This is a genomic window from Sphaerisporangium sp. TRM90804 (assembly GCF_029846175.1).
GTDB lineage: Bacteria > Actinomycetota > Actinomycetes > Streptosporangiales > Streptosporangiaceae > Sphaerisporangium.
Genome location: NZ_JARWAC010000004.1, coordinates 193930 through 220607, shown reverse-complemented (window position 1 = coordinate 220607; position 26678 = coordinate 193930). Strand labels below are relative to the sequence as shown.

The window sequence follows — 26678 nt, the reverse complement described above, 5'->3', positions numbered from 1 at the left end:
GATCCCGCTAAACGATCGATGGTCAAGACCCGTCGCCTCACACCGACCAGCCATCAACCCGGCCTCAACACCTAGGTCCGAGGTGTCGGCCAGGACCTCGGCGTGCCCAGTCCAACTCACGTCGAGTCACCCACGTTCGGTGACTTTGAGTGAGGACAGCGACGACGGGCAGACAATCGGACCATTGCCCCGAGATGGTCCCTATACGACCGGTGGGGGAGGGGCTTGGTCCAATTCCCAGAAGGGGTTCGCTGGTCCAATTCTCGTCACTCCCTGTGATCGTCGGGGTGGTCGAGGACTTCCTCTTCGACGGCTTCCTCGGCCGCTTCGACAGCGCGCTCGTGGTCGAACACTGGATCCGCAGGAAGCTCCGGGGGTGTGTCCGTGGGGACGGTGGCCGCGAGGTGCCAGCGCGCTGCCCGGCCCTTGCCGCGTAGCTCCGCGACGCCCTCGAAGCGCAGAGCGTCCAGGCACCGCCACGCACCGGTCTTCGACACCCCGACCTCCAAACCGAGGTCGTCCTGCATCGCCTTCTCGGCCGCCCGTGTCGTCGTCCCCTCCGGCGCGGAGATGAGGCGAAGCAGCAGGGACCGGACCTCCGCGCTCATGTGGGTCTGCTCAGCCGCCTGCCGCCGGCGCGCCACGGCAGCCGCCGTGGCCTCGGCGGGGGAGAGCTGCACCGTGGGCGGGACGGCGATCTCCCTTAGGCGGGCTCGCGCTGTCGCCCGCTGTGCAGCAGCACGGTCCTGCGGGAGCTGCTCTTCGACGTGCATGGGCGCCTCCGTGACGACAGGAACGGGACGGCGTGGCCGCGGCTTGAGCGGCCCGGCCCCGGTGACCGCGGTCAGCTTGTCGCCGAGGAACTCCACCAACGCCGGCTCCAATGGGCATGGCTGCCGGTCGACGGCGAGGCGGTCGATGTCGGGGAGCTGGTCCAGGCGCCACGTCCGGCCCGCGGTCCAGTGCCCGGCGAGGTCGGTTACCAAGGCGACGCCCGGGTGGCCCTCGCCGTAGGTCATCATGCTGGGCATCGTCAACCCCAGTTCGCCGAGGACGTGCCGGATCTCGCCCTCGCCCGCGGACTTCAGCATGGCGAAGACGTCGAACATGCGCTTGATGTCGCCGGACCCGAAGTGGGAGACCACGCCTCGCTGGCCTGCGGCGACCAGGGCCACGCCTTCGCTGCCGCCCTTGGACACGATGTAGGCGACCTCGCGGCGGATCGCCATGCCGATGCCGTCGGACTCGGCGACAAGGGTGTCCATCTCATCGATCCCGACGACCACCAACGGCTGGGAGCGCCGGGGGACGAAGACCGCTTCGTCGGTCTCCTGTGCGCCGCGCCAGTCGATGATGGCCCGCACCAACTCAAGGATCCGCAGAGCCTTGACCCGCTCGTCCGGGCCGCAGGCGGACGCCCCGAGGGCTGGTCTCCAACGCCGCATCTCCTTGGCCTTGGAGACGTTGATGCCGATGGTGAAGACGTTGTCGGCTGCGGTTGTGCGTTCCAGCAGGTCCGATAGGAGCACGGTCTTGCCGCCCCGCGTGATGGCCACGATCATCACGCGCTTCGCGCCGTCTTCGTCCCACAGGGGGATCTGCAACGCCCGGCCGGTCTCGGGGTCCATGCCGATGATGACCGGCTCGCGCGCGTCGGCGACCGCCGGGAGCGGGATCTCCGGCGCGGAGTCCAGCAGCGGGTGCGGCAGGGGGTCGGCCCACGGGTCCTTGTAGCGGAGACTGATCGTCATTCGGCCGGCGATATGGCCCCGCCTGGTCTTCACCCGGGACGCGGGGAGCTTCTCCTTCTCGGCGATGCGTTCCTCCAGCGCCGCGCCGACCAGCGTGGACGCCAAGTGCCCGGTGCCGACGGTGTCGATGTCGAACTGTTCACCGAGCCTGGTTTCCTGCCAGTCCACCAGGTGCGCCCCCGACAGCCCGTACATGGACGCCTTGATGTACCAGTCCTCCCGGGCCTGCTGCCATGCGAGCATCTCCCGCACCCCGGGGTCGCGCCGGTACGCCCAGTACGTGAGGCCGTACGTCGCTGCGGCGAGCCATGTCATCAGGTTGTACGGGCCCGCGGCCACACCCCACTGGGTGGCGGCCGTCACCCACCCGCCGGCCGCGAGAGCAGCCACACCCACTCGGACGGGTTCTCCGCCGTCAGGCAGGTTCATCGCCCGCGTGTAGGCGCCTAGCGCAGCCAGCGCCGTGGCGGGGAGCCCGTAAACGGCGGGGATCTCCCACGAGTGAGCTGCTGCGGCGACCCCGTAGACGGCCGGTGCCAGCAGGTGGGGGCCGCGGCGGACCTCATCGTCCTGCACCCACCGGACCGCGCGGCCCAGCGTCGCCCCCACCGCCCGGCTAAGCAGCCGCGGCGCGCGGGCTACTGGCGCCGCTTCTATCTCTTGGACTTCGGTCGCGTTCATTCCTCGCCGCCGCCGGTCATCCAGCGGCCCCTGTAGGGCATCACCACGCCAGAAGAGGCGAGTTCGAGCACCTCGCGGTACACGGCCTTGAACCGGGCCAGAGCGCCCGTCACACGGTCGGCCGCCTCCGACATGTGCTCGCTGTACACGCCGATGCCGCTGACCGACGAGGGATCCAGTCCGATCACGGCGACGCAGTTCGCCCGGGCCTGCTCCAGGGCCTCGGCGTAGGCGACGACACCTGCGGCTTCGCTGGCCATCCATCGCATCAAGGCGGTGTCGTTCTCCGGTTCGAAGTCGGTCACCCGGGCGATGAGCGCCGCCCAGTCAGGCGGGGCCGCGACTAGCGGCGGGGCGTCGGGAAAGGCGGGGGTGGACATTTCGGGGTCTCCTGCGAACTTGGGGATCGGGCGCTGCGGCGCCGGGTCGGGGTCGGGGATTGCGCGCGGCCGTTCACGCGGCGGGACCGGTTCACGCGGCTGGTCCGGTGGGGGTGTTTCCTGAGGTGGCGGCGCGGATTCGTCTTTGGCGGGCTTGAACCAGTCCGAGAGCTTGCGCCGACGCGGCCTAGTCCGGCGGGGCCGGGAGTGGTGGACGGTGCGCCACTTGTCCAGCACGGTCTCCGCCGGGCGCACGGTTTCCCGCTGGGCCCACCGGCGCTCACTCGTCGTCCGTGCCGCACGCCACGCCCTGCTGCTACCCCGGCCGATTACCCGGCCGGCCAACTCGGCGGCTGCGGTCGCTGCGTCGTCGGATTCCAGCTTCTTCGCGCCGGTGTTGTTGTACATCACGACCAGCCGAGATTTGCGAGGAAGACGCCCGGCCCGCTTTCCCGAGCGGGTAGCGCGGATCCTTTTCCCCTTCTCGGTGTGGCGGGTCACGGCGTACACGACCCCGCCGGCGGCGAGCATCGCGACGACTTCCATCCCGGTCACGACGTGGCCGTCTCAGCATCGGGCTTGTCCTTGCTTTCGCCCTGCTCGGCGGGTTGGGCGGCCTCGTTCTGCAACTCCAGGCGCGCGACCAGGGCCGCAGCCAAGGCCCAGAAACCGACGATGACCGCGACGCAAGCCCAGATCGGCCAGTCGACGACTGCTTTCCACAGCACAGTTCCGGCGGTCATGAGGAGAACACCCACGCTGGTGGGACGGAACTCCCACCAGCGGGCCATGAACTTCCGGGTGTCCGGGTTCATGAGAACCACCCGGCGATCAGGTTGTTGATCCCCGCCAACCAGCCCGCAGGGATCGCCCCCAGATCGGTGGTCGCGGCGAGCAGGCCCCAGCCGCCGAGCAGCAGTAGCTCGTACCACTTGGTCTGACGCGTCCACATCAGGGCGACGATCATGCCGGTGAGGATCGCTAAAAGGATCACGATGCTGCTCCTTGATGCGTGAGGTAGAGGCGTCATCACGGCCGCGAGGGGGCCGAGCCGTTGACCGGCCCGACTTCTGCCGGAACCTTTGCTGAGGACACCACCGGAACGGTCGGCGGCTGGGTGGTTATGGCGGCTTGCTTGGCTACCCGCTCGGCCGCTTCCTCCCGTTCACGGATCACGTCAGCGATGACGTAGCCCGCTTGCCTTTCGGCGATCCCGAACTCCTGGGCCAGGCGCTTGCGGACGGGCTTGGCTCCTGCGTCGATGAGCAAGCCGACCGCGACGGCGGCGAACCACTTGCGGACTTCCCGCTCGGTGTCGGAATCGGCCGGACCGCCCTTGGGGTGGTGGTCGTCGAGATCCTTGCCACTGTCCGCCGGGTGCTCCGTCGTGGGGGTGGTGATGCTCTGAACTGCCTGCTCAGGGGGCGATCCGGGGAACATGTGCCGGAGCACGTGCACGAACAGATGAGTGCCACAGAAGATGGTCCCGATGACCAGCAGCGCAATCACTAGAACGACGCCCCACGGCAGTGGTCGAACAGATCCGGTCACCCGATCCGGGGTGAACCAGCCGAGGCCGTGCAGGTACTGCAAGAGGCCTGACGCTGTGGTGAAGAAGGCGACTACCCCGAGGCAGTAGCGGCGGGCGCCGGGCACGTTGCGCAGGACGAGGGCGGCGATGATGGCCACCACGATCAGTCCGTCGACCCCGATCCAGTACAGCCCGGCTGCCTCGGCGTCGATGTGCGCGGCGAGCGCGGAGTCCTCAAGAGCGCCCATGCCGACGCGTAGGCCGACGGCGACGATCACGAGTACGCCGACCGCGAGAGCGATGACGGCGGCTGTGTCCCAACCAGTGCGGGACACCTGCTTGATGGTGATCCGAGAGGAAGGCTTGGCTAGGCGGGTCGACGCTTCCGGGGTGGGGTGGGGCGGCGTAAGCGCGTCGTTCTTGAAGGGGCGGGGGCGCCGAAGTCGCGGCATTCGGAGCCGCCGCGGCGATCTCGACTCTTGCGGCTCCATGTGCTGGATCACGACTCCTCCATTGCTTTGTGGTATGTCTACACCCTAACGTAGGTATGTCTACACCCACAAGGAGGAGGAGTGCACGTTGCTACCTGCGAGCACGTACGGTTACCGTGATCTCGTGCCGAACCAACCCAAGTACCCAGGGCGCCACCTGCGGATGGATGGCCCGCGGTGGGAAGGCTTCGGCATCCTCAGCAACCAGAACACCGGGGACAGAACCAAAGAGCTGGTGAAGATCCTCGACTGGCTCCTGTACGCCCCTGGATCAGAGCCCCCTGAGCGCGTGCCGCCGGTGAAACTCATCGCCGGGCTACGCTCCGCCGCAGTCGAGACAGACCGCTCTGCCGAGGAAGAGGGCGACCCCAAGAGGCGAAAAGCCCTTCAGGAAAAGGCCGCAGCCCAACGAGAGATGGCCGACGAGCTAACCAAGCGCGCTCACCAACTCGGGATGCCCACCACCTAGCCGACACCGAAGCGGCCCCGCTGGTCTCTCATGGAGACCGCGGGGCCGCTTCGTCATTGTCAGGTGTTTCGCTTCACGCTTGGCCAAATCTGGTGCTCGGGATCCCACCAGACCACGTGGAAGCAGTTTCCCTCCATGAACCCGTACAGCCGCACCTTCCCGCCCAGACGCAGACGCGAGATCTTCGTCATGTCGGACAGCCGCAGCTCTTCGAGCCGTTCCCTCGCCGCGGCATTGGGGATCCGGTCGACTTCGTAGTGCTTGCCGGGCTCCTCGCCGTTGCTGAACACCTCGTTGACCTTCATCGACTCGAACTGCATCAGCTTGTCGAGCAGCTCCCGCAGGGTCGTGGCGTCCATCTTGCCGAACCCCCACGGGCCGTCATGGTCGACGTGGCAGAACCGCCAGCAGATCCGCTCGGGCGAGGTCTCCGCGTCAGGCAACACCGAGGTGGAGCGCTTGAAGGGCTTACGCCCCTTCAGCGTGCCGAGTTGAGCGGAAACCTGCTTGTCACGCCTCTTCATCTGATGAGACGAGGGCATCGAAGAACGTGTAGATCTCTTCGTTGTCCAAGACCTCGTTGCTGCGGTCCAGGACGCCCACGTTGGCACGCCGGCGGGCGTTCACCCAGGGCGGTTCGCGGTGAGTCATCGTGGACAGGTCGTGCGCCGACATCCCACCCAGGTTGGCAATGACGATGTCGACGGACTCACGCTCCCCGTCGTCCAGCACGCTCGGGTCGCCGGCAATGTCACCGACGGAGAGTTGGAACCGGCCGCGGTGCCTGCCGTACAGGTACGGGGAGACAGGGCCGTTGGCCCACGCCTCGAAGTGCTCGGGGAACAGGGGGCGCCCCTCCCACGCGAGGTGGTAGCCGTAGGAGTAGTAGCACAGCTTCTGGAGCTTCATCGCCGTCATCGGGCCGAGTTTCCCCAGGATGTACGCCGCTACGTCTTGTACGTGCGCCATGCCGCCACCTCCCCTCGGTCTCCCTCGTACAGTATGTGCCCGCCGGGGGGAGGGAGGCAGCATGAGGTCTCCTTGCCGTTGAGTAACAGATTGCTTGGCCTGGCGCGGCGGTTGATGCCGAGGTTGGACGCGGCGAACGGAGTGACCGTTGGCGTCGGACGGTGAACCTGTTGGAGTTCCAGGTGGCCTCGGTGGTCGGGGTTATGCCTACCCGGCCGAGGGCTTAGAGACGGCCCAGCGCCTGCGTCGGGGCTCCTGGGCGGCTGGCGGCACGGGTGCAGGCTTGGGTGCGGGCGTCGGCTCGTGGCGCTGCGCGTATCCCCATACCGGAGGCCGGGACGGGCAACCAGCCCGGGTGCTCAACCCCTGAGAGACGGTGGACCACCACAGGCCCTCCGGGTAAATCTCGGTGGGCCGGGTGTAGTAGATCTCGGCGTGGCAGTGCTCGCACCGCCGCGTCTCCGGGGCGCCGTCTGGGGTGGCGCTCAACGCATGGCCTTTCGCCAACTCTGGATGATCCGAGCGGCGCACGCGTCAGCAGTCAGCTCGCTCCAGGTGGGGCCGCTGACGGGCTGGCCGGAGGAGGAGTGGACGGCTCGCCATACGCCGTCTTCTCCGAGGTGGACGTCGCGGCACTCCGCGAGTTCGCGTGTCTCCAGGACCATGCCAGCGACAGTACGTCTAGTCGTATCTCTTCGTCTATCGAACGTATGGATACGCTCAAGCAGGTGTAGCGCGACGATGACCCACGTATGCGTACGCCTAGCGTGCGACCGTGCTCGATCACGAAGGGGACAGGCACATCTACGTGCAGGTAGCCGAGATCCTCCGGCAGCGTTTGACCGCCGGAGAGATCAAGCCTGGCGAGGCGCTGCCCAGCGAAGCAGAGCTACAGCGCGAGTTCGGGATCGCCCGGACCACCGCCCGCCGAGCCGTGGCCCTACTGCGCGAAGACGGTGTAGTCCACACCGTTCCCAACGAAGGCACCTTCGCCGGCCCGGCCGGTGAGCAGGCCAGGCAGCGCGACCGTGACCTGCCGATGTTCCGGAAGATCGCCCGAGACATCGCCGACCAGATCGCCGGCGGCGCCATCCAGCCGCGCAGGCCCATCCCTTCGGAGACGACGCTCATGCAGCGCTATGAGGTCGCCCGCGAGACCGTGCGCCGAGCGGTCAGCCTGCTCCGTGAGCAGGGCTGGGTGTACACGCAGCCGCAGCGCGGATCTTACGCATCCCCGCAGGAGCGCTGGCCCGAGCCCGACAGGCCGTCTGAGATGTAGGTGGGGCCCCGAGGGACACGGGCGGAGTCAACCTCGGGGCCCCCTTCCAGAAGACCGCCCGAAAGGGTGGGTAGCGGCCTGCTGGGCATCCCGGCGCGCGTCAGACGCCGGGGGTCGGGAGGTTCAGCGTCGGTGAACGCGCTGACCGTCAGGGGTGACGGTCAGCATGTACCGATCCGATCCAGGCTGGCCTGCGCGTAGCCACCCCATGTACGTGTCGTGCAGGTCGTCCCATAGGCGCGTGGCGCCGCCTTGGGTGACTTCGATCTCGGCTCGGTCGGGGTAGACGCAAGCGATGGCCCACGCGTCGCCCCCGCGGAGCCGCATCACCCACACCGGGTCGCCGTCGAACGCCTCCCACCCGGAGCTGGTCACCACAACGTGCGGCGCAGTGGCCGCCAGATGGAGACCGAAGCCCCGGCCCCACGATTCGGAAAGGGCGCGCGGGTCAAACCGGGAGATCGACGTGGAGCCGTCGTCCTCGTAGGCGGGCCACGTCCGCTGCGTCCTTTGGGAGCGCATCATCATGAACGTCGCGCCCCCGCGGAACCGGCCGGCGGCGGTGCCGTCGTCCAGCACGTCCAGACGTACCAGCTCGGCCCACTGGCCGTGGCCGGCGGTCCACGGGGCCACGATGACCCCGCCGGGGCGGGTCTGCTCCACCCACGCGTACGGCAGCTCCTGGACCCCGCAAGTGACGTGTACCCGGTCGTAGGGCGCCCGCTCGGGGTGGCCGACAACGCCGTCTCCTACGACGATCGCCGGGCAGTGGCCCGCGACAGCCAGAGCCTTCCCTGCCGCGGCGGCGACGTCGGGGTCAACCTCGACCGTGACCACCTGGTCATCGCCGAGGCGCCAGCTCAGCATCGCGGACGTCCATCCGGTGCCGGTGCCGATCTCCAGCAACTTATGGTGGTCGGCGACATCCAGCAGCCGGAGCATTTCCATCGCCACGTGGGGGCACGACAGCGAGGACGACGGCAACGCGTCGGTGTCGGTGATGTCTGCGTCGCCGTCTCCGCGCTGGGTGATGATCGCCGTGTTGGAGTAGACGGCGTCCCACCACGCCGCGGGGTCGAGGACGCGGTCGATCAGGTGCTCGCCTCGGTCGTCCTGCGGTTGGGCCCATGCCCGCGCCGGGACGAAGTGATGCCGAGGGACGGCTCGCAGCCCCGCCAGCCACGTGCGGCTGTCCGGCTCGGACGGGTCCAGCACTCCGGCGCCGATCAGATAGGCCGACAGCGCCGCTACATGCTCATGCTCGCGGGCATGCGTTCGCGTGGACATGACGCGCCCCTTACGGCCGACAGGAAACGTCGGGCTTGCACGGGTTGACCTGCGGCTTGCACTGCTGGTTCGGATTGCAGTTTTGCGCAGGCCGACACCCGTCGCCACCCCCCGGGGAAGTCATGCTCGGGTCGCACCCGGGGTTGCACTGCGGTTCGCATGGCGGCCGGCACGCGTGGGGGAGAGCAGGCATGATCTCCCGCTCGGCGATGTCCCGGGCGCGGGCCGCCAGCTCAGCCAGGGGCGTAGTGGGGAGTCGACCAGCCGACAGCCACCGGCTCAGAGGGCACGGGGTGACAGTGCCGTCCGGGAGGATCGCCGCGACCCCGTCCCCGCACCTACCGCACAACTCCGAGGCGTCGCACGCGGTTCGCGCGGGCCGGCCGAGGAGCCGCATCCGGTCGACGCCGACATCGGTGACCCCGAACTGGGAGAGGACCGCCTTGGCGTCCTCGATGCGCTGCCCGTCCACCACATCGATCAGGCCGACACGCAGCGGAATCTCGTAAGACCGGGCTTTGCGGATGTTGGACAGGGTCCGGGTCATCGTGTTGCGGCCAGTGATTTGCGCGTGCACGGCGGGGTCGAGCGTGTAGAACGAGGTGGCCAACTGCACCTGCGGGTGCCGGAACACCTCCCACATGGAGTCCGGCACGTGAACGAGGTTGCTGTACACCTCGACCCGCAGATCCGCGTCGACCGCGTGACTCACCAGCGCGGGAAGGTCGGGGTGCAGGATCGGCTCGCCGCCGATGAACTGCACCATCCGAGTACCCATGGCCGCGGCCTGGTCGATCGCGTCCACCCAGTCCGGTAACCGCATCGTGCCGTGGGTGCCTGACGGGCCGGAGTCGGCGTAGCAGTGCGTGCAGGAGAGTTGGCACTTGCCGGTGATCTCCAGCCATAAGAAGTCGGTCGTGACCATCGTTCCCTCGCTCTGGTGTTGTGGTGGGTTGTGCGGGGTCAGTGCCTTCCGAGTGAGCTGGTGAACCACACCGTCTTCCCGCCCCGGGGTGCGGGGCTGAACCCCCAGGCAGTGGTCAGGCTGGAGACCATGACAAGGCCACGGCCGCGCTCTGAGAGGGTCACCAGCAGGTGTGACGGGTCATCCGGCGCCGAGCGTTGCGGCGGCACGAAGACGGCGCCCCCGTCGGTCACTTCGCCGTCGATGTGCTGATCGACCAAGTGCAGGGTGAGCGTGATGGGCGGCTGCCCGTAGCTCATGGCGTTGGCACACAGCTCGCTGACGACGATCACAATGTCGTCGGCCACCCCGCCGAGTCCCCAGGCGTGGAGAGTGCTGTGAACGATCTCGCGGACCTTGCTGAGAGCCGCGACGTCCTGGGGAAGGTCCCAGCAGGCTTCTAACGGTGGATGCATGGGGTCTCCGGAGAGAGCCGTGGGGCGCGGTGGTGCTCTGCGATGGAATCGGCACCACCGCGCCTGTCCGGCTTCCCGGGCGGATGCCCGGGAGAGTTTCGAATACTGCGTGCCATGCCCTGCTACGAACTGCTACGAAAGGGCATGCCTTGCCTCGCCAGGATGGGCAAGGTTGAGGTCTACTACGGTCTGCTTCATGATCAATTTCGACGCCGACCGCAGGGTTTGGGAGCAGGTTTACGAGATTCTGCGCGAACGGATCGAAGAGGGTGCATACAAAGAGCGCATGCCGATCCCAAGCTTGATCCATCTCCAACAGGAACTTGGAGTCTCGCTCGGGACGGTGCGCAAAGTGGTGAAGGTGCTGGCCGAAGAGGGCTTTCTGAATCCGATCTCCGGCCGAGGAACCTATGTCCTCCCTCGGGAGAGGTGGCCGAGCGCTGAATGAGGTCGTGCCCCTGCTGGGCAGCTTCGGTTGCCTGTCGACTTCCCTGGCGCTTGTGGCGACCAGTTCCGGTGACGGGCGAGTTCATCGGTCGCTACACCCCTCCGAAGGTCAGTCATCGATTCGGTACTGCGCGTAGTTGCCTGGGTCGCTCCATCGTCGTACCCTCACACTGAAAATGCAAGACCCAACTTGTATAACCCAAATGTCTGCCTTGTCCTGTGCGTCCGGGATTTACCATCGATCAGTCGATGGCAGGAAGGCGAGCAATGAGCAACAGCCCCACAGTGAAACGCAGACGCCTCTCCGCTGAACTGCGTGCCCTTCGCGTAGATGCCAAACTCACCGCCGAGCAGGCCGCCCACCAGCTCGAATGGGCGCCAAGCAAGGTCACTCGCATCGAACGAAACGAGTGGAAGCGCCCTGATGTCCGCGACATCCGGGACCTTCTTGATCTCTACGGGGTCACCGATGAAGCGCGACGCGAAGAGCTTCTCGCCCTAGCGAGAGACTCACGCCAGCGCGGCTGGTGGGTGGACTATCAAGACGTTCTCAGTCCAGGGAGCGTCGCCGAGTTCGAGGCCACGGCCGCCCAGATCCACATGTTCGAGGCGCTCCTCATCCCGGGCCTCCTCCAGACTGCGGACTACGCCGCCGCGGTGTTCCGCGGGGGACAGGTGCTCGATCAGGCGGTCATCGACCGTCACGTCGCTGCGCGCCTGGCCCGCCAGGAGATCCTCGAACGCGAAGACCCCCCTCACCTGTGGGCGGTCATAGACGAAGCAGCTTTGCGCAAGCAGGTCGGCGGCGTAGAAGTGATGCGTCACCAGCTCGAACACATCGTCGCGATGTGCTCTCGCCCCAACATCGCCATCCAGGTGGTCCCGGACGCTGCCGGCGCTCATGCGGCCATGGCTGGGCCGTTCGTGATCTATGAGTACGCGAGCACCGAAGACGCGACACTGGTCTATCTAGAAACAGGCACGGGGGATGTGTTCCTGGAGAAGCCACAGGAGGTCATCCGCTATAACGTCAAGTTTGACCACGTGTGCGCCTTGGCGCTCAGCGAGGAGGCCTCGGTGTCACATCTCCGGCAACTTGCCAACGACCTGTAAGGCGAGGACGACATGGCGTTTACCCAGCCAGAAGCACTCACTTGGCGGAAGAGCACCTACAGCAGCAGCGAGGGGAGCAACTGCGTCGAGGTAGCAGCTCTCCCCGGCGGCGGGCGAGGTGTCCGCGACAGCAAGATTCACGACAGCCCGGTGCTGCGCTTCACTGCCAACGAGTGGCAGGCGTTCATCGGCGGCGTGGTAGACGGCAAGCTCCGCTAAGCCCTGAGCACCGAAGCGGGCCCCCGGTTCCACCACCGGGGCCCGCTTCGTCGCGTTTACCCGTTTTCGAGCATACGCATGGGATCGGTTAGACGACAGAGGTAAGTGTTAACACGTACGAAACCTTGGCGACATGTAAGAGAAACGCGGGCGAGGCTGTCGATCCCCGGCCATCGCTCCGGGGCCGCAGCCTCGCCGGCGCCCTGCGCCGCAGGCCCCTGGGAAGACCCGCAGGGGCGGCGAGGACCCCACCGTAAGCCTCGGGGCGCCTACTTGGGGAGGTTTCCGTTACCTCGGGTGCGTCTGACCAGCAAATATTCACAGCAACGGATTGGTTGCATTCACAGAGATGCCCACCTGCGTATTCGCAGGTGGGCACACACATCGACACGAAAAGTATTATGAGTCCGCTGCTCTGACCGGCTGAGCTACCGCCCCGCAACGCTGGAGTCTGCCACAAGTTGGGGTCCATGTGAGCATGGGGAGTTGTTCATTTTGGGTCGTACGGGGGCAAGATTCGGCGGGCTCGGTGGGGCTTGGTGGGGTGGGATGGGCGGGCGGGTGGGGATGTGAAAGGAGTGTCGTGATAAAGGGGGCGTTGGTAGGGTGCCCCGATGGACGAGCGGTCGGCGCGGGAACGGGTGTTGCTCGGCGGTGGGGCGGTGGGGGCCGCGTTCTTCGTCGTGGTCTTCCTGGTCACAGGGGCGGTGCGGGAGGGGTACGACCCGGTGCGGCATCCGGTGAGCGCGCTCGCGCTCGGGGAGTTCTGGTGGACGCAGGCCGTGAACTTCGTGGTCACCGGGGTGCTGTTCGTGGGGTTCGCCTTCGGGCTGCGCACGGCCCTGCGGCGGCTGGGGGGCGGGGTCTGGGCGCCGCTGCTCATCGGGCTGGTGGGCATCGGGCTGATCGGGGCGGGGGTGTTCCCGACCGATCCGGTCAGCGGGTATCCGCCCGGGACGCCCGGGACGCCGGTGGGCACCCTCGACGGCTTTCTGCATGATCTGTTCTCGCTTCCCGTCTTCGTGGCGCTTCCCGCCGCCTGCTGCGTGGTCGCCGTCCGGTTCGCAGCCCTCGGGCGCAGGGGGTGGGCCGTCTACTCCGTGGCGACCGCGGTGGTGTTCCTCGCCGGGTTCGTGGTCGCCGGCCTGGGGTTCTCACAGGAGCCGGGGTTCGTGGCGATCGGCGGGCTGACGCAGCGCCTCACCCTCGTCGTCGGGTGGACGTGGATCGCCCTGCTGGCACTGCGCCTCCTGCGTGGAGCCGACCAGCCGTCACCGCTCAAGCGCTGAGACGAAGGAGTAAGCGCGACTCCGGTCTCAGGAGGGGGTCTGCTTCGGCAGGGTGAGGATTTCGGCTCCGTCGGCGGTGATGGCGATCGTGTGCTCACTGTGGGCGGTCCGGCAGCCTGTCGCGCTTCGGAGCGTCCAGCCGTCGGGGTCGGTGACGAGCTCGCTGGTGTCCGCCATGACCCACGGCTCCAGCGCCAGCAGGAGCCCGGGGCGCAGCTTGAACCCGCGGCCGGGCCGGCCCGTGTTCGAGACGTGCGGGTCCTGGTGCATCGTCGATCCGATCCCGTGACCTCCGAACTCGGTGCTGATGGAGTACCCCGCCTCGCTGAGGACCGAGCCGATGGCATGGGAGATGTCGCCGATGCGGGCCTTGGGGCCGGCCGCGGCTATGCCCGCGTGCAGCGCGCGTTCGGTCGCGTCGATCAGCGCGACGCTCTCCGGCGGCTTCGAGCCGCCCACGATGAAGCTGATGGCGCAGTCCGCGGCGATTCCGTTCTTGGAGACGGCGAGGTCGAGGGAGAGCAGGTCGCCGTCGGCGAGCGTGTAGTCGTGGGGCATCCCGTGGAGCACGGCGTCGTTGACGGCCGTGCAGATGTAGTGGCCGAACGGCCCGCGTCCGAAGGACGGCGCGTAGTCGACGTAACAGGACGACGCCCCGGCCTCGGCGATCATGATCTTCGTCCACCGGTCGATGTCCAGGAGGTTCGTGCCCACCCCGCAACGGCTCTTCAACGTCTGCAAGATGCCCGCGACCAGGGCGCCCGTCTCCCTCGCTCGGGCCACTTCGGCGGGGTTAAGGATCTCGATCATGCGACGCCTCTCTCAGGTGACCAATAACTATCCCGGCCATACTATCCCGGTACTAGTATTGGAAGCATGGTCAGACTGCCGCTCACACCCGCGGACGTCGAGCGCGGGCAGCGCCTCGGTGCCCTGTTGCGTCGTGCCAGGGGGGAGCGCTCGATGCTCGAGACCGCGCTCGACGCGCGTCTCTCACCGGAGACCCTCCGGAAGATCGAGTCGGGCCGAGTGGCGACCCCCGCCTTCCCGACCATCGCCGCGATCGCCGACGTCCTCGGCCTCTCCCTCGACGCCGTGTGGGCCGAGATCAACCGGCCCGAGCACGACGTCGAGCCGACCGGCGACGGTCACGACGCACCCGAGTGGCTGGCCTCGTAGGTCTCGATCCCGCCGTCGCGCCGGAGCCGTCGTCGAGCGAGTGTAGGCGCGGCCCTCAAACGATGTTCCCCGGTCGGTGCGAAGGCCCCATGGGTCAGGGGGACGTGCAGACGACCCGGGTGGGGACGGTGTTGGCGCCGGTCCAGGTGGCGCCGAAGCCCATGGTGGTGGAGGCGTTGGGGGCCAGGGTGCCGTTGTAGCCGGCGTTCTTCACGGTCACGGCCGCGCCCGACTGGGTGGCGGTGCCGTTCCACGCCTGGGTGATGGTCTGGCCGTCGGCGAAGGTCCAGCGCACGGTCCAGGCGGTGATCTGCGACGGCCGGGTGTTGGTCACCGTCACCTCGCCGTTGAAGCCGCCGGGCCAGGAGTTGGCGATCCGGTAGGTGGCCGAGCAGCCGGCGGGGGTGGTGGTCGGCGTCGGCGTCACGGTCGGGGTGACCGTGGGGGTGACGGTCGGCGTGGGCGTGGGCGTGGGTGTGGGTGTGGCGCCGTCGAGGAAGGCGGTCAGGGCGGGGAACCACTTGTTCGCCATCTTCTGGTCGCCGGCGCTGTTGGGGTGGACGCCGTCGTAGGTGTCGGACGAGGTGCTGAAACCGGACCACTGGTCGACCACCACGATGGGCGACTGCGCCGTGCTCTTCGACTGCGCCCAGCCGGGGATCGCCGCGTTCAGCGCGACGGCGCGCTGGGCGCACTCGCCGCAGGTGCTCGGGTTCATCGGGATGATCTGCGCGACCAGGATCCTCATCGCGGGGTTGCTCGCCCGCATCTGGTCGACCAGCTTGCCGAACGCGGCCAGGATCGTCTGGGTGGGCCGGTTGCTCCACACGTCGTTGGTGCCGAAGTGCATCATCACGATGTCGGGACGGGTGGCGGACAGCCATCCGGGGAGCTGGTTCTGGTCGGCCACGTTCGTGGCGAGCGCGCCGCCGTGCCCCTCGTTGTCACCGTCGTGCGTCTGGCCGCAGCCCTGCGGCGGCAGGGTGCCGACGAAGTCGAGGCCGGAGTACCCGGCCTGGACGAGCCTGTTCCACAGCATGGAGCGCCAGCAGCCGGGGGAGCCGGTGATGGAGTCGCCGAGCGGCATGACGCGCACGGTCGCGGCCCGGGCGGGCTCCTGCGGGCCGACCGCCAGGAACGCCAGCACGCCGGCCAAAGCCGTCACGATCGCGAGGAACGCACGCCTCACGGCCATCCTCCACCTCCGGGGTCTCCGTGATGGTAGGGACCGGCGGCTCACCCCGGGAAGCACGACCGGCCCGCCACCGGCGTGACCTGCGGATCGGCCCTCCGCGGGCTGAAAGTTACAGTTTGACGGGACGCCGGTTCACGACGGGTCGCCGGGGGAGTCGGGGCCGGGCTCGTCCGGGCTCGCGGGGGTGACCTCCAGCGGGCGCAGCCGCTCCCAGAGGAGGAACACGCCGCCGACGGCGATCATGGCCACGCCCATCCACAGGTTGATGCGGACGCCTTCGGCCTTGGCGATCGCCGCGTCGCCGTCCAGCAGGCCGGCGACCGTCAGGATCAGGCCGTAAAGCACGAACAGGCCGCCGATGATGCGGCGGATGTCGAACAGCCGGGCCGCGCGCTTGCGGCCGGTCTCGTCGGTCACGGTGATCTCCGATCACGAGGGGGAGCGGGTGGGCGCCCGTCACAGGAACGGCAGGTACAGCAGGCCGGCCAGCGCCAGCGCGCCGATTCCGAGCACCACGGGGGAGCGGTACCAGGCCTTGTCCCCCGACAGCGCGTCGTCGGCCAGCGAGGCGTCGCTGAGCCCGTACACCAGGCCGCGCAGCTCGCTCTCGGGCTTGGGCGTGGTGAACAGCGTGACCACGACGGACACCACGACGTCCACGCCGAACGCCAGGCCCGCGCCCCAGAAGGTGGCGTTCAGCTCGGTGCCGAAGTCGATCAGCCCCGCCTTGAACCCGATGTAGGACGCGAACGCCACCACGGTGCCGGACAGCAGTCCCCAGAAGCCGGCCCACGCGGTCATGCGGCGCCAGAACAGGCCGACGATGAAGGTCGCGAACAACGGCGCGTTGAAGAAGGAGAACAGCGCCTGCAGGTAGTTCATGATGTTGCTGAACCCCGCCGCGATCAGCGCCGTGCCGATGCCGAGCACCACGCCGCCGACGGTCGCCCAGCGCCCCAGGTTCAGGTAGTAGCCGTCGGGCCTGTCCTTCTTCACGTGCGACTTCCAGATGTCGTAGGTGAAGACGGTGTTGAAGCCGCTGATGTTGGCGGCCATGCCGGCCATGAACGACGCCAGCAGGCCCGTGACGGCGATGCCGAGCACGCCGTTGGGCAGCAGGTCGCCCATCAGCAGCGGGATCGCGTAGTTGTACTGCGGGCCGTCCGGCTTGCCGAGGTCGCTGAACAGCACGAGCGCCACCAGGCCGGGGATCACGGTGACGACCGGGATGAACAGCTTGGGGTAGGCGGCGACGATCGGCGTGAGCCGCGCCGCGTTGGTGTTGCGCGCGGACAGGCCGCGCTGCACCTCGGCGAAGTTCGTCGTCCAGTACCCGAACGAGAGCACGAAGCCGAGGCCGAGCACGATGCCGATCCAGTGCGCGCCGAGCGGGTTGGCGTCGGCGGAGCCGGTGTTCGCCCAGGTGTGCAGGCCGGGGTCGCCGAGCGCCGACTGCTTCACCCTCTCGGTGAGGCCCGACCACCCGCCGACCTTCATCAGGCCGAGCACCGTCACCGGGATCAGGCCGGCGAGGATGACGAAGAACTGCATCACCTCGTTGTAGATCGCCGAGGACAGGCCGCCGAGCACGACGTACGCCAGCACGATGGCGGCCGAGACGACGATCGACAGCAGCAGCGGCCAGCCCAGGAGCGCGCCCATCACCAGCGACAGCGCGTACAGGTTGATCCCGGCGATGAGCACCTGCGCCATGGCGAAGGTGATCGCGTTCAGCAGCTGGGTCTGGCCGTTGAACCGACGGCGCAGGAAGTCCGGGACGCTGTGCACCTTGGACCGGTAGTAGAACGGCATCATCACGATGCCGAGGAACACCATCGCGGGGACGGCGCCGATCCAGTAGTAGTGCACGGTCGCGATACCGTACTGCGCGCCGTTGGCCGCCATGCCGAGGATCTCGGTCGCGCCCAGGTTGGCCGACAGGAACGCCAGGCCGGTGATCCACGCGGGCAGGGACCGTCCGGACAGGAAGAAGTCCAGGCTCGTCTTCACGGCCCGGCGCGCGGCCAGGCCGATGCCCAGGACGGTCACGAAATACAGTGCCAGGACGGCGTAGTCGAGCAGGTTGACGTCGAGGCGGAGGTCCGGCGCCGCGACCGTGAGGAGTGGAGGCACGGAACCGCCGCTACCCGGATTTTTCCAGGTCTCACCTGGTGTGTCCTGTCCGCTGTGCGCTCTTCGCCACACGCGGTTCACGGGAGATGTTGACGGGCCCGCCGGGGCTGTGTGACCCTGCGGCCGAGGCTGTCAGGAGCCTCGTCTTCACCATGCACGCTCGGAGTAGACGGTCAGGGTCCCCCCTTGATCGTGCATGGCGGTCGTCCGTTCCACGAAGGGACCGTTCATGCGCAGGAAGCTTCTCAGCATGCTCGCGATCGCCCTGGCCGCGTGTCTCGCGTCGGGCGTCGAGGCGCCGCCCGTGGCGGCCACGGCGAAACCCCACCGGGCCGCGGCCGTGCCCTCCGACCCGTACACGTTCAAGAACGCGCAGATCGGCGGCGGCGGATTCGTGCCCGGCATCGTCTTCAACCAGACCGAGAAGGACCTGATCTACGCGCGCACCGACATCGGCGGCGCCTACCGCTGGAACCAGAGCTCGCGCACCTGGACGCCGCTGCTCGACTGGGTCGGGTTCGACGACTGGGGGTGGAACGGCGTGGTCAGCCTCGCCACCGACTCGGTCGACCCGGACAGGGTCTACGTCGCCGCCGGCATGTACACCAACTCCTGGGACCCGAACAACGGCGCCGTCCTGCGCTCCGGCGACAAGGGCGCGACCTGGCAGGCCAGCCGGCTGCCGTTCAAGCTCGGCGGCAACATGCCGGGCCGCGGCATGGGCGAGCGCCTGGCCGTCGACCCAAACCGAAACAGCGTCCTGTACCTGGGCGCGCCGAGCGGCAACGGCCTGTGGCGCAGCACCGACTCGGGCGTGACCTGGTCGAAGGTCACCTCCTTCCCCAACCCGGGGACGTACGTGCAGAGCCCCGGCGACGCCTACCTGGGCGACAACCAGGGGGTGGTGTGGGTGACGTTCGACAAGCGCACCGGCAGCGCGGGCACCACGACGCGGACCATCTACGTGGGCGTCGCCGACAAGGCCAACACCGTCTACCGCAGCACCGACGGCGGCGCCACCTGGGCGCGGGTCGCCGGCCAGCCCACCGGGTACATCGCGCACAAGGGCGTGCTGGACACCGCCAACGGCTACCTCTACATCGCCACCAGCGACACCGGCGGCCCGTACGAGGGCTCCAAGGGCGACGTGTGGCGGTACGCCACCGCGACCGGCGCCTGGACGCAGATCAGCCCGGTCCCCTCCAGCAGCGCCGACGACTACTTCGGCTACAGCGGCCTGACCGTCGACCGGCAGCGGCCCGGCACGCTGATGGTCGCCACCCAGATCTCCTGGTGGCCGGACGTCATCTTCTTCCGCAGCACCGACTCCGGGGCGACCTGGACGCGGGTGTGGGACTTCACCAGCTACCCCAACCGCTCGTTCCGCTACAAGATGGACATCACCGCCGCCCCGTGGCTGACCTTCGGCGTCAACCCGGCCCCGCCGGAGACCTCGCCCAAGCTCGGCTGGATGACCGAGTCGCTGGAGATCGACCCGTTCGACTCCGACCGCATGATGTACGGCACCGGCGCCACCGTGTACGGCACCACCGACCTCACCGCGTGGGACACCGGCGGGCAGTTCACGATCAGGCCGATGGCCGCGGGGCTTGAGGAGACCGCCGTCCTGGACCTGATCAGCCCGCCGTCCGGGCCGCCGCTGGTCAGCGGCCTCGGCGATGTCGGGGGCTTCCGCCACGACGACCTCGCCAAGGTCCCGTCGATGCTGTTCACCTCGCCCGTCTTCACCACCACGACCAGCCTCGACTACGCCGAGGCCAACCCGCGTGTGATGGTCAGGTCGGGCAACTTCACCGACGCCGACCGGCCCGGCGACAGCCACGTGGCGTTCTCCACCGACGGGGGCGCCAACTGGTTCCAGGGCACCGAGCCGGGCGGCGTCAACAACGGCGGCACCGTGGCCGCCAACGCCGACGGCACCCGGTTCGTCTGGGCGCCGGGCGACGCCGGGCAGCCAGTGGTCTACTCCGTAGGGTTCGGCACGAGCTGGACGGCGGCCTCCGGCGTCCCGGCCAACGCGGTCGTCGAGGCCGACCGGGTCGACAAGAACAAGTTCTACGCGTTCTCGGCCGGCGCCTTCTACGTCAGCACCGACGGCGGGGCCACCTTCGCCAGGACCGCCGCCACCGGCCTGCCGTCCAGCGGCAGGTTCAAGGCGCTGCCCGGCGTGGCGGGCGACGTCTGGCTGGCCGGCGGCACCGCCGGAGGCGTCTACGGGCTGTGGCACTCGACGAACTCCGGCGCCTCCTTCACCCGGCTGGCGGGCGTCGCCGAGGCCGACAACATCGGCTTCGGCAAGGCCGCGCCGGGCAGGACCTACCCGGCGCTCTACACCGTCGCCGAGATCGACGCCGTGCGCGGCGTCTTCCGCTCCGACGACGCCGGGGCGAGCTGGGTGCGGATCAACGACGACCGGCACCAGTACGGCAACATCGGCGAGGCGCTCACCGGCGACCCGCGGATCTACGGCCGGGTCTACCTCGGCACGAACGGCCGGGGGATCATCTACGGCGACCGCACCGGAGCGGACCCCGACCCGGGCACGCCGGACGTCACCGCCCCCTCGCGGCCCGGCACCCCGGTCGCGTCGGCGATCACCGCGACGGGCGCGACGCTGACGTGGACGGCCTCGTCCGACGCCGTCGGCGTCACCGGCTACGACGTGTACCGCGAGGCCGGCGCCACCGACGTCAGGGTGGGCACGGCGACCGGCGCCTCGTTCGCGCTCACCGGCCTGTCCGCCGGCACCGCCCACACGTTCTACGTGATCGCCCGGGACGCGGCCGGCAACTCCTCCGCGGCGTCCGGGCCGGTGACGTTCACCACCACGACCGGCGGGGGCGGTGACGGCTGCACGGCCACCTACCGGATCGCCCACTCCTGGCAGGGCGGCTTCCAGGGAGAGGTCACGGTGCGCAACACCCGCACGACCGCGATCACCGGCTGGACCGTCCGGTGGGCGTTCGCCGACGGCCAGACCGTCGGCCAGGCGTGGAGCGCCACCGTCACCCAGGCGGGCGCGGGCGTCACCGCGCGCAACGCCGGATACAACGGCAACCTGGCCGCGGGCGCCTCGACGTCGTTCGGCTTCAACGGCGCCTGGGCCGGGACCAACGGCGTCCCGTCCCCGGTGACCTGCACGGCCGGTTGATCGGCGGGCGGCGCGCGCCCGGCTCGCGGGAGCCGGGCGCGCGCCGCCCGGGTGGCGTACCGGGGACCGCGGCCAGACCCGCGGGGGACCCGTCCTCCACCTGAAGGACGAGGCGGACATGGCCGAGCGCCAACTATTGTGGACGGTGACACTGTCGGTTCTGGGGGTATGTGGGTGGCCGTGACCGGTGAGCGGCAGGACGAGGCATTGGCAGGCCCTCCCCGCCACGGGGGAGTCAAAGGCTGGCTGGACGGCGTGCGGGCGACCCGCACCGGCCGCCTCACGCTGAAGATCGTCATCGGCGTGGTGGGCGCCGCCCTCGTCATCGGCGGGCTGCTGCTGGTGCCGCTGCCCGGCCCCGGCTGGCTGATCGTCTTCGCGGGCCTGGCCCTGCTGGCCACCGAGTTCGCGTGGGCGCACCGCGTGCTGGAGTTCGGCAAGAAGACGCTGTCGAGCTGGACCGGCTGGCTGCTGCGTCAGAACTGGGCGGTGCGCATCCTGGTGAGCGCCGTGACGCTCGCGTTCGCCGCCGTGCTGGTGTGGTTCATGCTCAAGCTGAGCCTCGGCATCGACCTCGTGGAGTTCGGCCGGAACTTCCTCACCCGCCCGTAGCCCGAGCGGGCCGGCCGGGGCGGGTCCTCACAGGTACAGGCCGGTGCCCTGCTCGGTCTGCGGCGTGGCCACGGCGTGCAGGTCGCGCTCGCGCATGACGAGGTAGACCTGGCCGTGCACCTCCACCTCGTACTGGTCGTCGGAGTTGAACAGCACCCGGTCGCCCACCTTGACCAGCCGGGCGTTCGCTCCGACCCCGCACACCTCGCCCCAGACGAGCCGGTTGGCCATGGTGACGGTCGCGGGGATCACGATGCCGGCGGAGCTGCGGCGCTCCTCGGAGTCCTGCTGGACCTTGACCATGACGCGGTCGTGGAGCATCTGGATCTCGAACTTCGGGTCGGTCACACCCCGCAGCTTAGTGAACCAGGGTGGCCGTGCCGTGCCGCGCTGCGTGAGAGCGCTCCCATATAGCGAGCCGGTAGGGTCGCGGCAGGTTCGCTACAGCCGAGAAGGAGAACGCGATGACGGTGGACGTCGGCCGGTGGCGCTGGGAGAACGAGCCGGCCAAGTGGGCGGTCGGCGACGACCTGCGGATCACGGCGGACACCGGCACCGATCTGTGGCGGGTCACGCACTACGGCTTCACCCACGACAGCGCCCACATGTTCGGCGAGGTGACCGCGGACGACCTGCGCCTGAGGGTCACCGTCGAGGCCGACTACGCCGAGCAGTACGACCAGGCGGGCGTCGTCCTGTGGATCGACGGCGAGAACTGGATCAAGGCGGGCGTGGAGTACGTCGACGGCGGGATCAACCTCAGCACGGTCGTCACCCGGGACTTCTCCGACTGGTCGATGACCCCGGCGGCCGGGCCGGTCGGCGCGGTCGCCCTCGAACTGGAGCGGAAGGGGGACACCGTGATCGTGCGGTACGGGCTCAACGGGGCCGAGCCCGTCACCATGCTGCGGCTGGCCTACTTCCCGCCCGGCGTGCCCGCACTGACCGGCGTCATGAGCGCGGCGCCGCTCGGCGGCGGGTTCGAGGCGCGTTTCAGCGGGGTGGAACTGACCCCTTTGTCGGAATGACGGTGCCCGGGCGCAGAGGAAAACCATCTCCATCCATCGGTGGAGTGTCAGAAACCCTCTTCACCCGTAGCATGTCCTATGTTGAGGTTCTCCGTTGGTTTTAGGAGAACACGGGGGGTTTTGAGAGAAGTTGCCATATCAAGGCGCTCGCGACCCCCTTAGTCTCAGCGGGGCTGAGGAGTGAGAGCGTGAGCGACGACGTCCGTCGGACGGGTGCGAGTCTGGACACCACCGTGCCCAACATCGCGCGCGTCCACGACTACTTCCTCGGCGGCAAGGACAACTTCGCCGCCGACCGGGCGGCCGCCGAGGAGATCCTCGCCATCGCCCCGGAGATCCGGATCATGGCCAGAGAAGCGCTGGAGTTCCAGGCCCGGGTGGTGAAGTACCTCGTCGGCGAGGGTGTCACGCAGTTCGTCAACATCGGGTCGGGCATCCCGAACAAGCGCAACACCCACCAGATCGCCCACGCGCTGACCCCCGACGCCCGCGTCGTGTACGCGGCCAGGGACCCGGTGGTGCTGTCGCACTCCCGCGCCCTGCTCGCCACGGACGAGCGCATCGGCGTCGTCGACGGCGACATCATGCACCCGGTGGAGCTGGTGGCCGACCCGGTGGTGCGGCGGCTGATCGACCGCGAGCGGCCGGTCGCCGTCCTGATCACGAGCGCCCTGCAGTACCTGCCCGACGAGGACGATCCGTTCAAGCGCGTGGCCGAGCTGCGCGACTGGATGGGACCGGGCAGTCACCTGGTCATCGTGCACGCGGTCTTCGACTCCCGCCCCGAGGTGGCCGGGCCGATCGGCGACGTCTACCGGCGGGTGCTGAACCGCCCCGAGAAGGCCGACCGCACGCTCTCGCAGGTCCGCGGCTTCTTCGACGGCATGGACCTGGTCGAGCCGGGGCTGGTCTACATCCGCCAGTGGCGGCCGGAGAACCCGCTCAACGTCCACCGGCCGGAGAAGATCTGGCTGGCCGGCGGGGTCGCCCGCAAGTCGGACGCCTGACCGGCGCACCTGCGCCCCGGCCGTCCCCCGCCGCGCCACATGGGCGCGGTTACGATACGGGCCATGGCCACCGCCTTCGCCGTGCTCGCGGAACCGCACCGCCGCCGCATCCTCGACCTGTTGCTGGAGCGGCCCAGGGCGGTCGGCGAGCTGGTTACGGAGCTGGGCCTCACCCAGCCGGGCACCTCCAAGCACCTGCGGGTCCTGCGGGAGGCGGGGCTGGTGCGCATGCGCACCGACGCCCAGCGGCACGTCTACGAGCTGCGCCCCGAGCCGCTGGCCGAGGTGCACGCGTGGCTGGAGCCCTACCGGCGCATGTGGACCCGCCACCTCGACGCCCTCGAACGCCACCTGGATACCATGCCCTCCCTCGGGCCGCACTCCGGCACGACCCCCGCCGCCGACCCGCCCGGCGGTGCGCAATGAAAGGCACAGCAGTTGAGGATCGCCCCCTTCGCCCGCCTGCCCCGCCCGCTCCGCTGGGGAGCGCGTGTCCTCGCCGTCCTGCTCGCGCTGGCCGTCCTGCTGGCGGGCACCGTCACCTGGACGGTGCGCAGGTCGTTCCCCCGGCTTGACGGGGAGCTGCCGCTGCCGGGGCTGAGCGCCGAGGTGACGGTGCTGCGCGACCGGTACGGCATCCCGCAGATCTACGCCGGCAGCCCGCGCGACCTGTTCATGGCGCAGGGCTACGTGCACGCCCAGGACCGGTTCTGGGAGATGGACTTCCGGCGCAAGACCACCGCCGGCCGCCTGTCGGAGCTGTTCGGCCCCTCCACCCTGGAGGTCGACAAGGTCGTCCGCACGCTCGGCTGGCGGCGCACCGCCGAGCGGGAGCTGCCCCTGCTCTCCGAGCAGACACGCCAGGCCCTGCAGGACTACGCCGCCGGCGTCAACGCCTGGATGGGTCAGAACAGCGGGTTCGCCCAGCGCAGCCTGGAATACGCCGTGCTCAAGCTGACCAACGGCGCGTACACGCCCGAGCCGTGGACGCCCGCCGACTCGCTGGCGTGGCTGAAGGCGATGGCCTGGGATCTGCGGTCGAACATGGACAGCGAGCTGGAGCGTGCCATCTACGCCTTCGTCCTGCCCCGCGACCGCGTCGACCAGCTCTTCCCGTCCTACCCCTACGACCGGCACCGGCCGATCGTCGCCGGCGCCCCCTCCCCGCGGGAGGGCGGCACCCGCGCCGTGGCCTCCCCGGCGGACGCCGGCCCGCCGGCCGCGTCGCGGGCGACCCCGGTGGAGCCGGGCGGGACGGCGGCGGCCGTGCCCGGCGCCGCGCGGGCGCTGGCCGGCGCGGCCCGCGCGTTGCGCGCGGTGCCCTCCCTGGTCGGCACCGGCGGAGCCGACCAGTCGGGCATCGGCTCCAACTCCTGGGTCGTGGGCGGCGCCCACACCGCCACCGGCAAGCCGCTGCTCGCCAACGACCCGCACCTCGGCCCGCGCATCCCCTCGATCTGGTACCAGGCGGGGCTGCACTGCCGGGTGAAGTCGGCGGCCTGCCCCTACGACGTCGTGGGCTACACCTTCTCCGGGCTGCCCGGGGTGGTGATCGGCCGCAACGACCGCGTCGCCTGGGGTTTCACCAACCTCGGCCCCGACGTCACCGACCTGTACCTGGAGCGCACCGAGGGCGACACCTACCAGGCCGGTGAGGAGTGGACGCCCATGGAGGTCCGCACCGAGGAGATCAAGGTCGCCGGCCGCGCGCCGGAGAAGCTGGTCGTCCGCTCGACCGCCCACGGGCCGATCGTCTCCGGCGTGCTCGGCGACGCGCGCGACGCGGTTCCCGGCGCCGCCGCCGACGCCGGCGAGCCCGCGAGCCGCCGGACGGAGATCGCGCTGCGCTGGACCGCCCTCGACCCGGGCCGGACGGCCGACGCCCTGCTCCTGCTGGACACCGCGACGAACTTCGAGGAGTTCCGGCGGGCGGCGTCGTTCTTCGAGGCCCCCGCCCAGAACATGGTATACGCCGACGTCGACGGCAACATCGGCTACCAGGCGCCCGGCCGCATCCCGATCAGGTCCGAAGGCGACGGCCGGTGGCCGGCCAAGGGCTGGACCGGCAAGCAGGAGTGGACCGGCTTCGTGCCCTTCGACGACCTGCCGCGGGTCTACAACCCCGCCGAGGGCTTCATCGTCACCGCCAACAACGCCGCCACGCCCGCCGGCTCCGGCCCCTACCTGACCTCCGACTGGTCCTACGGCTACCGCTCCCAGCGCATCACCGAGCGCATCGGGCAGGCCGTCGCCGCGGGGAAGGTCACGGCCGACACCATGTCGAACATCCAGGCGGACTCGGCCAACCTGCTCGCGCCGGCGCTGGTGCCGCACCTGCTGCGGGCGGGCGTTCCCGGCGACGACGGCGGCGAGATCCTCGCCGTGCTGCGGGCGTGGGACTTCTCCCAGCACCGCGACTCGGCCGGCGCCGCCTACTTCAACGCCGTCTGGCGCCACCTGCTGCGCGGCACCTTCGACGACGAGCTGCCCGCCGGCAGCCGTCCCGGCGGCGGGGGCCGCTGGTACGAGGTGGTGCGCGCCCTGCTCGACAAGCCGTCCGACCCCTGGTGGGACGACGTGCGCACCAAGGACAGGGCCGAGACCCGCGACGACGCGCTGAAGGCCGCCATGGCCGGCGCGGCCGGCGAGCTGCGCGCCAAGCTGGGCGACACGCCCGCCGACTGGCGCTGGGGCGACCTGCACACGCTGGAGCTGACCAACGAGACCTTCGGCACCTCGGGCATCGGCGTGGTCGAGTGGCTCTTCAACCGCGGCCCGCTGCGCGTCTCCGGCGGCTCCGACACCGTGGAGGCGACCGGCTGGAACGCCGCAGTGGGCTACGAGGTCGACTGGGTGCCGTCCATGCGCCTGGTGGCCGACCTGGCCGACCCCGACCGCTCCCGCTGGGTCAACCTCACCGGGGCATCCGGCCACGCCTTCCACCCCGACTACGACGACCAGGCCGACCTGTGGGCGAGCGGCGGCTGGACTCCCATGCGCCAGACCGAGCGGGCCGTGCGCGCCGACACCACGCACACCCTCACCCTGCGCCCCTGAGGGCGGGGT

28 protein-coding genes are annotated in these 26678 nt (G+C 69.4%); 13 read left to right on the top strand and 15 right to left on the bottom strand.

The features are described from left to right. Positions 1-266: 266 nt before the first annotated feature. The 5 genes from PYR91_RS04740 to PYR91_RS04720 all read right to left on the bottom strand — a co-directional run bounded on the left by PYR91_RS04740 (position 267) and on the right by PYR91_RS04720 (position 4846). On the bottom strand, positions 267-2327 hold the full coding sequence (locus tag PYR91_RS04740) for a hypothetical protein (protein ID WP_279777690.1): 2061 nt from the start codon (positions 2325-2327) through the stop codon (positions 267-269). A gap of 101 nt (positions 2328-2428) precedes the next feature. Further along, positions 2429-3358 carry a hypothetical protein gene (locus tag PYR91_RS04735; RefSeq protein WP_279777689.1) on the bottom strand — a complete coding sequence of 310 codons (930 nt, stop codon included), beginning with the start codon at positions 3356-3358 and terminating at the stop codon, positions 2429-2431. A gap of 5 nt (positions 3359-3363) precedes the next feature. Next, positions 3364-3627, bottom strand: coding sequence for a hypothetical protein (locus PYR91_RS04730; protein ID WP_279777688.1), 264 nt, complete (start codon positions 3625-3627; stop codon positions 3364-3366). Next, entirely contained in the window at positions 3624-3806 is a 183-nt protein-coding gene (locus tag PYR91_RS04725) for a hypothetical protein (RefSeq protein WP_279777687.1), read from the bottom strand. The genes PYR91_RS04730 and PYR91_RS04725 overlap by 4 nt, the downstream gene beginning before the upstream one ends. Positions 3807-3841: 35 nt before the next feature. Beyond that, on the bottom strand, positions 3842-4846 hold the full coding sequence (locus tag PYR91_RS04720) for a hypothetical protein (protein ID WP_279777686.1): 1005 nt from the start codon (positions 4844-4846) through the stop codon (positions 3842-3844). Between the two features lie 112 nt (positions 4847-4958). On the opposite strand from PYR91_RS04720, the gene PYR91_RS04715 reads away from it, so the two are divergent. After that, entirely contained in the window at positions 4959-5303 is a 345-nt protein-coding gene (locus tag PYR91_RS04715; RefSeq protein WP_279777685.1) for a hypothetical protein, read from the top strand. A 59-nt stretch (positions 5304-5362) separates the two neighbouring features. On the opposite strand, the gene PYR91_RS04710 is transcribed toward PYR91_RS04715, so the two are convergent. Then, entirely contained in the window at positions 5363-5827 is a 465-nt protein-coding gene (locus PYR91_RS04710) for a hypothetical protein (RefSeq protein WP_279777684.1), read from the bottom strand. Then, entirely contained in the window at positions 5814-6272 is a 459-nt protein-coding gene (locus PYR91_RS04705) for a type II toxin-antitoxin system antitoxin SocA domain-containing protein (RefSeq protein WP_279777683.1), read from the bottom strand. Before PYR91_RS04705 ends, PYR91_RS04710 begins: the two co-directional genes overlap by 14 nt. A 775-nt stretch (positions 6273-7047) precedes the next feature. On the opposite strand from PYR91_RS04705, the gene PYR91_RS04700 reads away from it, so the two are divergent. Continuing rightward, a complete protein-coding gene (locus PYR91_RS04700; protein WP_279777682.1) occupies positions 7048-7551 on the top strand; it encodes a winged helix-turn-helix domain-containing protein in 504 nt (167 codons plus the stop codon). A 123-nt stretch (positions 7552-7674) separates the two neighbouring features. Here PYR91_RS04700 and PYR91_RS04695 read toward each other — a convergent pair whose 3' ends face one another. From PYR91_RS04695 to PYR91_RS04685, 3 genes are read right to left on the bottom strand one after another with little or no spacing between them, the layout of a single operon-like run. Then, the gene (locus PYR91_RS04695) at positions 7675-8838 is read right to left on the bottom strand and encodes a protein-L-isoaspartate(D-aspartate) O-methyltransferase (RefSeq protein WP_279777681.1); all 1164 of its coding nucleotides are present in this window, start codon (positions 8836-8838) and stop codon (positions 7675-7677) included. 10 nt (positions 8839-8848) lie between these two features. Beyond that, on the bottom strand, positions 8849-9763 hold the full coding sequence (locus tag PYR91_RS04690) for a radical SAM protein (protein ID WP_279777680.1): 915 nt from the start codon (positions 9761-9763) through the stop codon (positions 8849-8851). Positions 9764-9801: 38 nt separating this feature from the next. Further along, a complete protein-coding gene (locus PYR91_RS04685; RefSeq protein ID WP_279777679.1) occupies positions 9802-10218 on the bottom strand; it encodes an ATP-binding protein in 417 nt (138 codons plus the stop codon). A 196-nt stretch (positions 10219-10414) separates the two neighbouring features. On the opposite strand from PYR91_RS04685, the gene PYR91_RS04680 reads away from it, so the two are divergent. From PYR91_RS04680 to PYR91_RS04665, 4 genes are all read left to right on the top strand, one after another. Further along, on the top strand, positions 10415-10666 hold the full coding sequence (locus PYR91_RS04680; RefSeq protein ID WP_279777678.1) for a GntR family transcriptional regulator: 252 nt from the start codon (positions 10415-10417) through the stop codon (positions 10664-10666). A 266-nt stretch (positions 10667-10932) separates the two neighbouring features. Further along, positions 10933-11778, top strand: a complete 846-nt coding sequence (locus PYR91_RS04675) for a helix-turn-helix transcriptional regulator (protein ID WP_279777677.1) — start codon at positions 10933-10935, stop codon at positions 11776-11778. 12 nt (positions 11779-11790) lie between these two features. Further along, positions 11791-11997: a DUF397 domain-containing protein gene (locus PYR91_RS04670; protein WP_279777676.1), complete on the top strand. Its 207-nt coding sequence runs from the start codon at positions 11791-11793 to the stop codon at positions 11995-11997. 614 nt (positions 11998-12611) lie between these two features. Further along, complete coding sequence (locus tag PYR91_RS04665; RefSeq protein WP_279777675.1) at positions 12612-13286, top strand: DUF998 domain-containing protein; 675 nt, start codon at positions 12612-12614, stop codon at positions 13284-13286. Between the two features lie 27 nt (positions 13287-13313). On the opposite strand, the gene map is transcribed toward PYR91_RS04665, so the two are convergent. After that, positions 13314-14096 carry a type I methionyl aminopeptidase gene (gene map, locus PYR91_RS04660; protein WP_279777674.1) on the bottom strand — a complete coding sequence of 261 codons (783 nt, stop codon included), beginning with the start codon at positions 14094-14096 and terminating at the stop codon, positions 13314-13316. A 66-nt stretch (positions 14097-14162) separates the two neighbouring features. On the opposite strand from map, the gene PYR91_RS04655 reads away from it, so the two are divergent. Further along, the gene (locus tag PYR91_RS04655; protein WP_279777673.1) at positions 14163-14465 is read left to right on the top strand and encodes a helix-turn-helix transcriptional regulator; all 303 of its coding nucleotides are present in this window, start codon (positions 14163-14165) and stop codon (positions 14463-14465) included. Positions 14466-14559: 94 nt separating this feature from the next. Here the strand turns inward: PYR91_RS04655 and PYR91_RS04650 are convergent, their stop codons facing one another. The 3 genes from PYR91_RS04650 to PYR91_RS04640 form a co-directional block, all read right to left on the bottom strand. Further along, positions 14560-15654 carry a cellulose binding domain-containing protein gene (locus PYR91_RS04650; protein ID WP_279777672.1) on the bottom strand — a complete coding sequence of 365 codons (1095 nt, stop codon included), beginning with the start codon at positions 15652-15654 and terminating at the stop codon, positions 14560-14562. A gap of 138 nt (positions 15655-15792) precedes the next feature. Beyond that, positions 15793-16077, bottom strand: coding sequence for a hypothetical protein (locus tag PYR91_RS04645; RefSeq protein WP_279777671.1), 285 nt, complete (start codon positions 16075-16077; stop codon positions 15793-15795). Positions 16078-16116: 39 nt separating this feature from the next. Then, positions 16117-17793, bottom strand: a complete 1677-nt coding sequence (locus PYR91_RS04640) for a sodium:solute symporter family protein (protein ID WP_279777670.1) — start codon at positions 17791-17793, stop codon at positions 16117-16119. A gap of 229 nt (positions 17794-18022) precedes the next feature. Between PYR91_RS04640 and PYR91_RS04635 the strand changes: the two genes are divergently transcribed. Together PYR91_RS04635 and PYR91_RS04630 are read left to right on the top strand one after the other, a co-directional pair. Beyond that, complete coding sequence (locus PYR91_RS04635) at positions 18023-20965, top strand: cellulose binding domain-containing protein (RefSeq protein ID WP_279777669.1); 2943 nt, start codon at positions 18023-18025, stop codon at positions 20963-20965. Between the two features lie 174 nt (positions 20966-21139). Further along, positions 21140-21577 carry a TIGR02611 family protein gene (locus PYR91_RS04630; protein WP_279777668.1) on the top strand — a complete coding sequence of 146 codons (438 nt, stop codon included), beginning with the start codon at positions 21140-21142 and terminating at the stop codon, positions 21575-21577. A gap of 27 nt (positions 21578-21604) precedes the next feature. Here PYR91_RS04630 and PYR91_RS04625 read toward each other — a convergent pair whose 3' ends face one another. Then, the gene (locus PYR91_RS04625) at positions 21605-21925 is read right to left on the bottom strand and encodes a co-chaperone GroES (RefSeq protein ID WP_279777667.1); all 321 of its coding nucleotides are present in this window, start codon (positions 21923-21925) and stop codon (positions 21605-21607) included. A 116-nt stretch (positions 21926-22041) separates the two neighbouring features. Here PYR91_RS04625 and PYR91_RS04620 point away from each other — a divergent pair, with 116 nt between their 5' ends. From PYR91_RS04620 to PYR91_RS04605, 4 genes are all read left to right on the top strand, one after another. Continuing rightward, positions 22042-22605 (top strand): DUF1349 domain-containing protein, encoded by a 564-nt coding sequence (locus PYR91_RS04620; protein WP_279777666.1) that lies wholly within the window; start codon positions 22042-22044, stop codon positions 22603-22605. Positions 22606-22793: 188 nt separating this feature from the next. Then, positions 22794-23612 (top strand): SAM-dependent methyltransferase, encoded by an 819-nt coding sequence (locus tag PYR91_RS04615; RefSeq protein ID WP_279777665.1) that lies wholly within the window; start codon positions 22794-22796, stop codon positions 23610-23612. Positions 23613-23675: 63 nt separating this feature from the next. Beyond that, positions 23676-24038, top strand: coding sequence for a metalloregulator ArsR/SmtB family transcription factor (locus PYR91_RS04610; RefSeq protein ID WP_279777664.1), 363 nt, complete (start codon positions 23676-23678; stop codon positions 24036-24038). Between the two features lie 12 nt (positions 24039-24050). Beyond that, entirely contained in the window at positions 24051-26669 is a 2619-nt protein-coding gene (locus tag PYR91_RS04605; protein WP_279777663.1) for a penicillin acylase family protein, read from the top strand. Positions 26670-26678 lie beyond the last annotated feature (9 nt).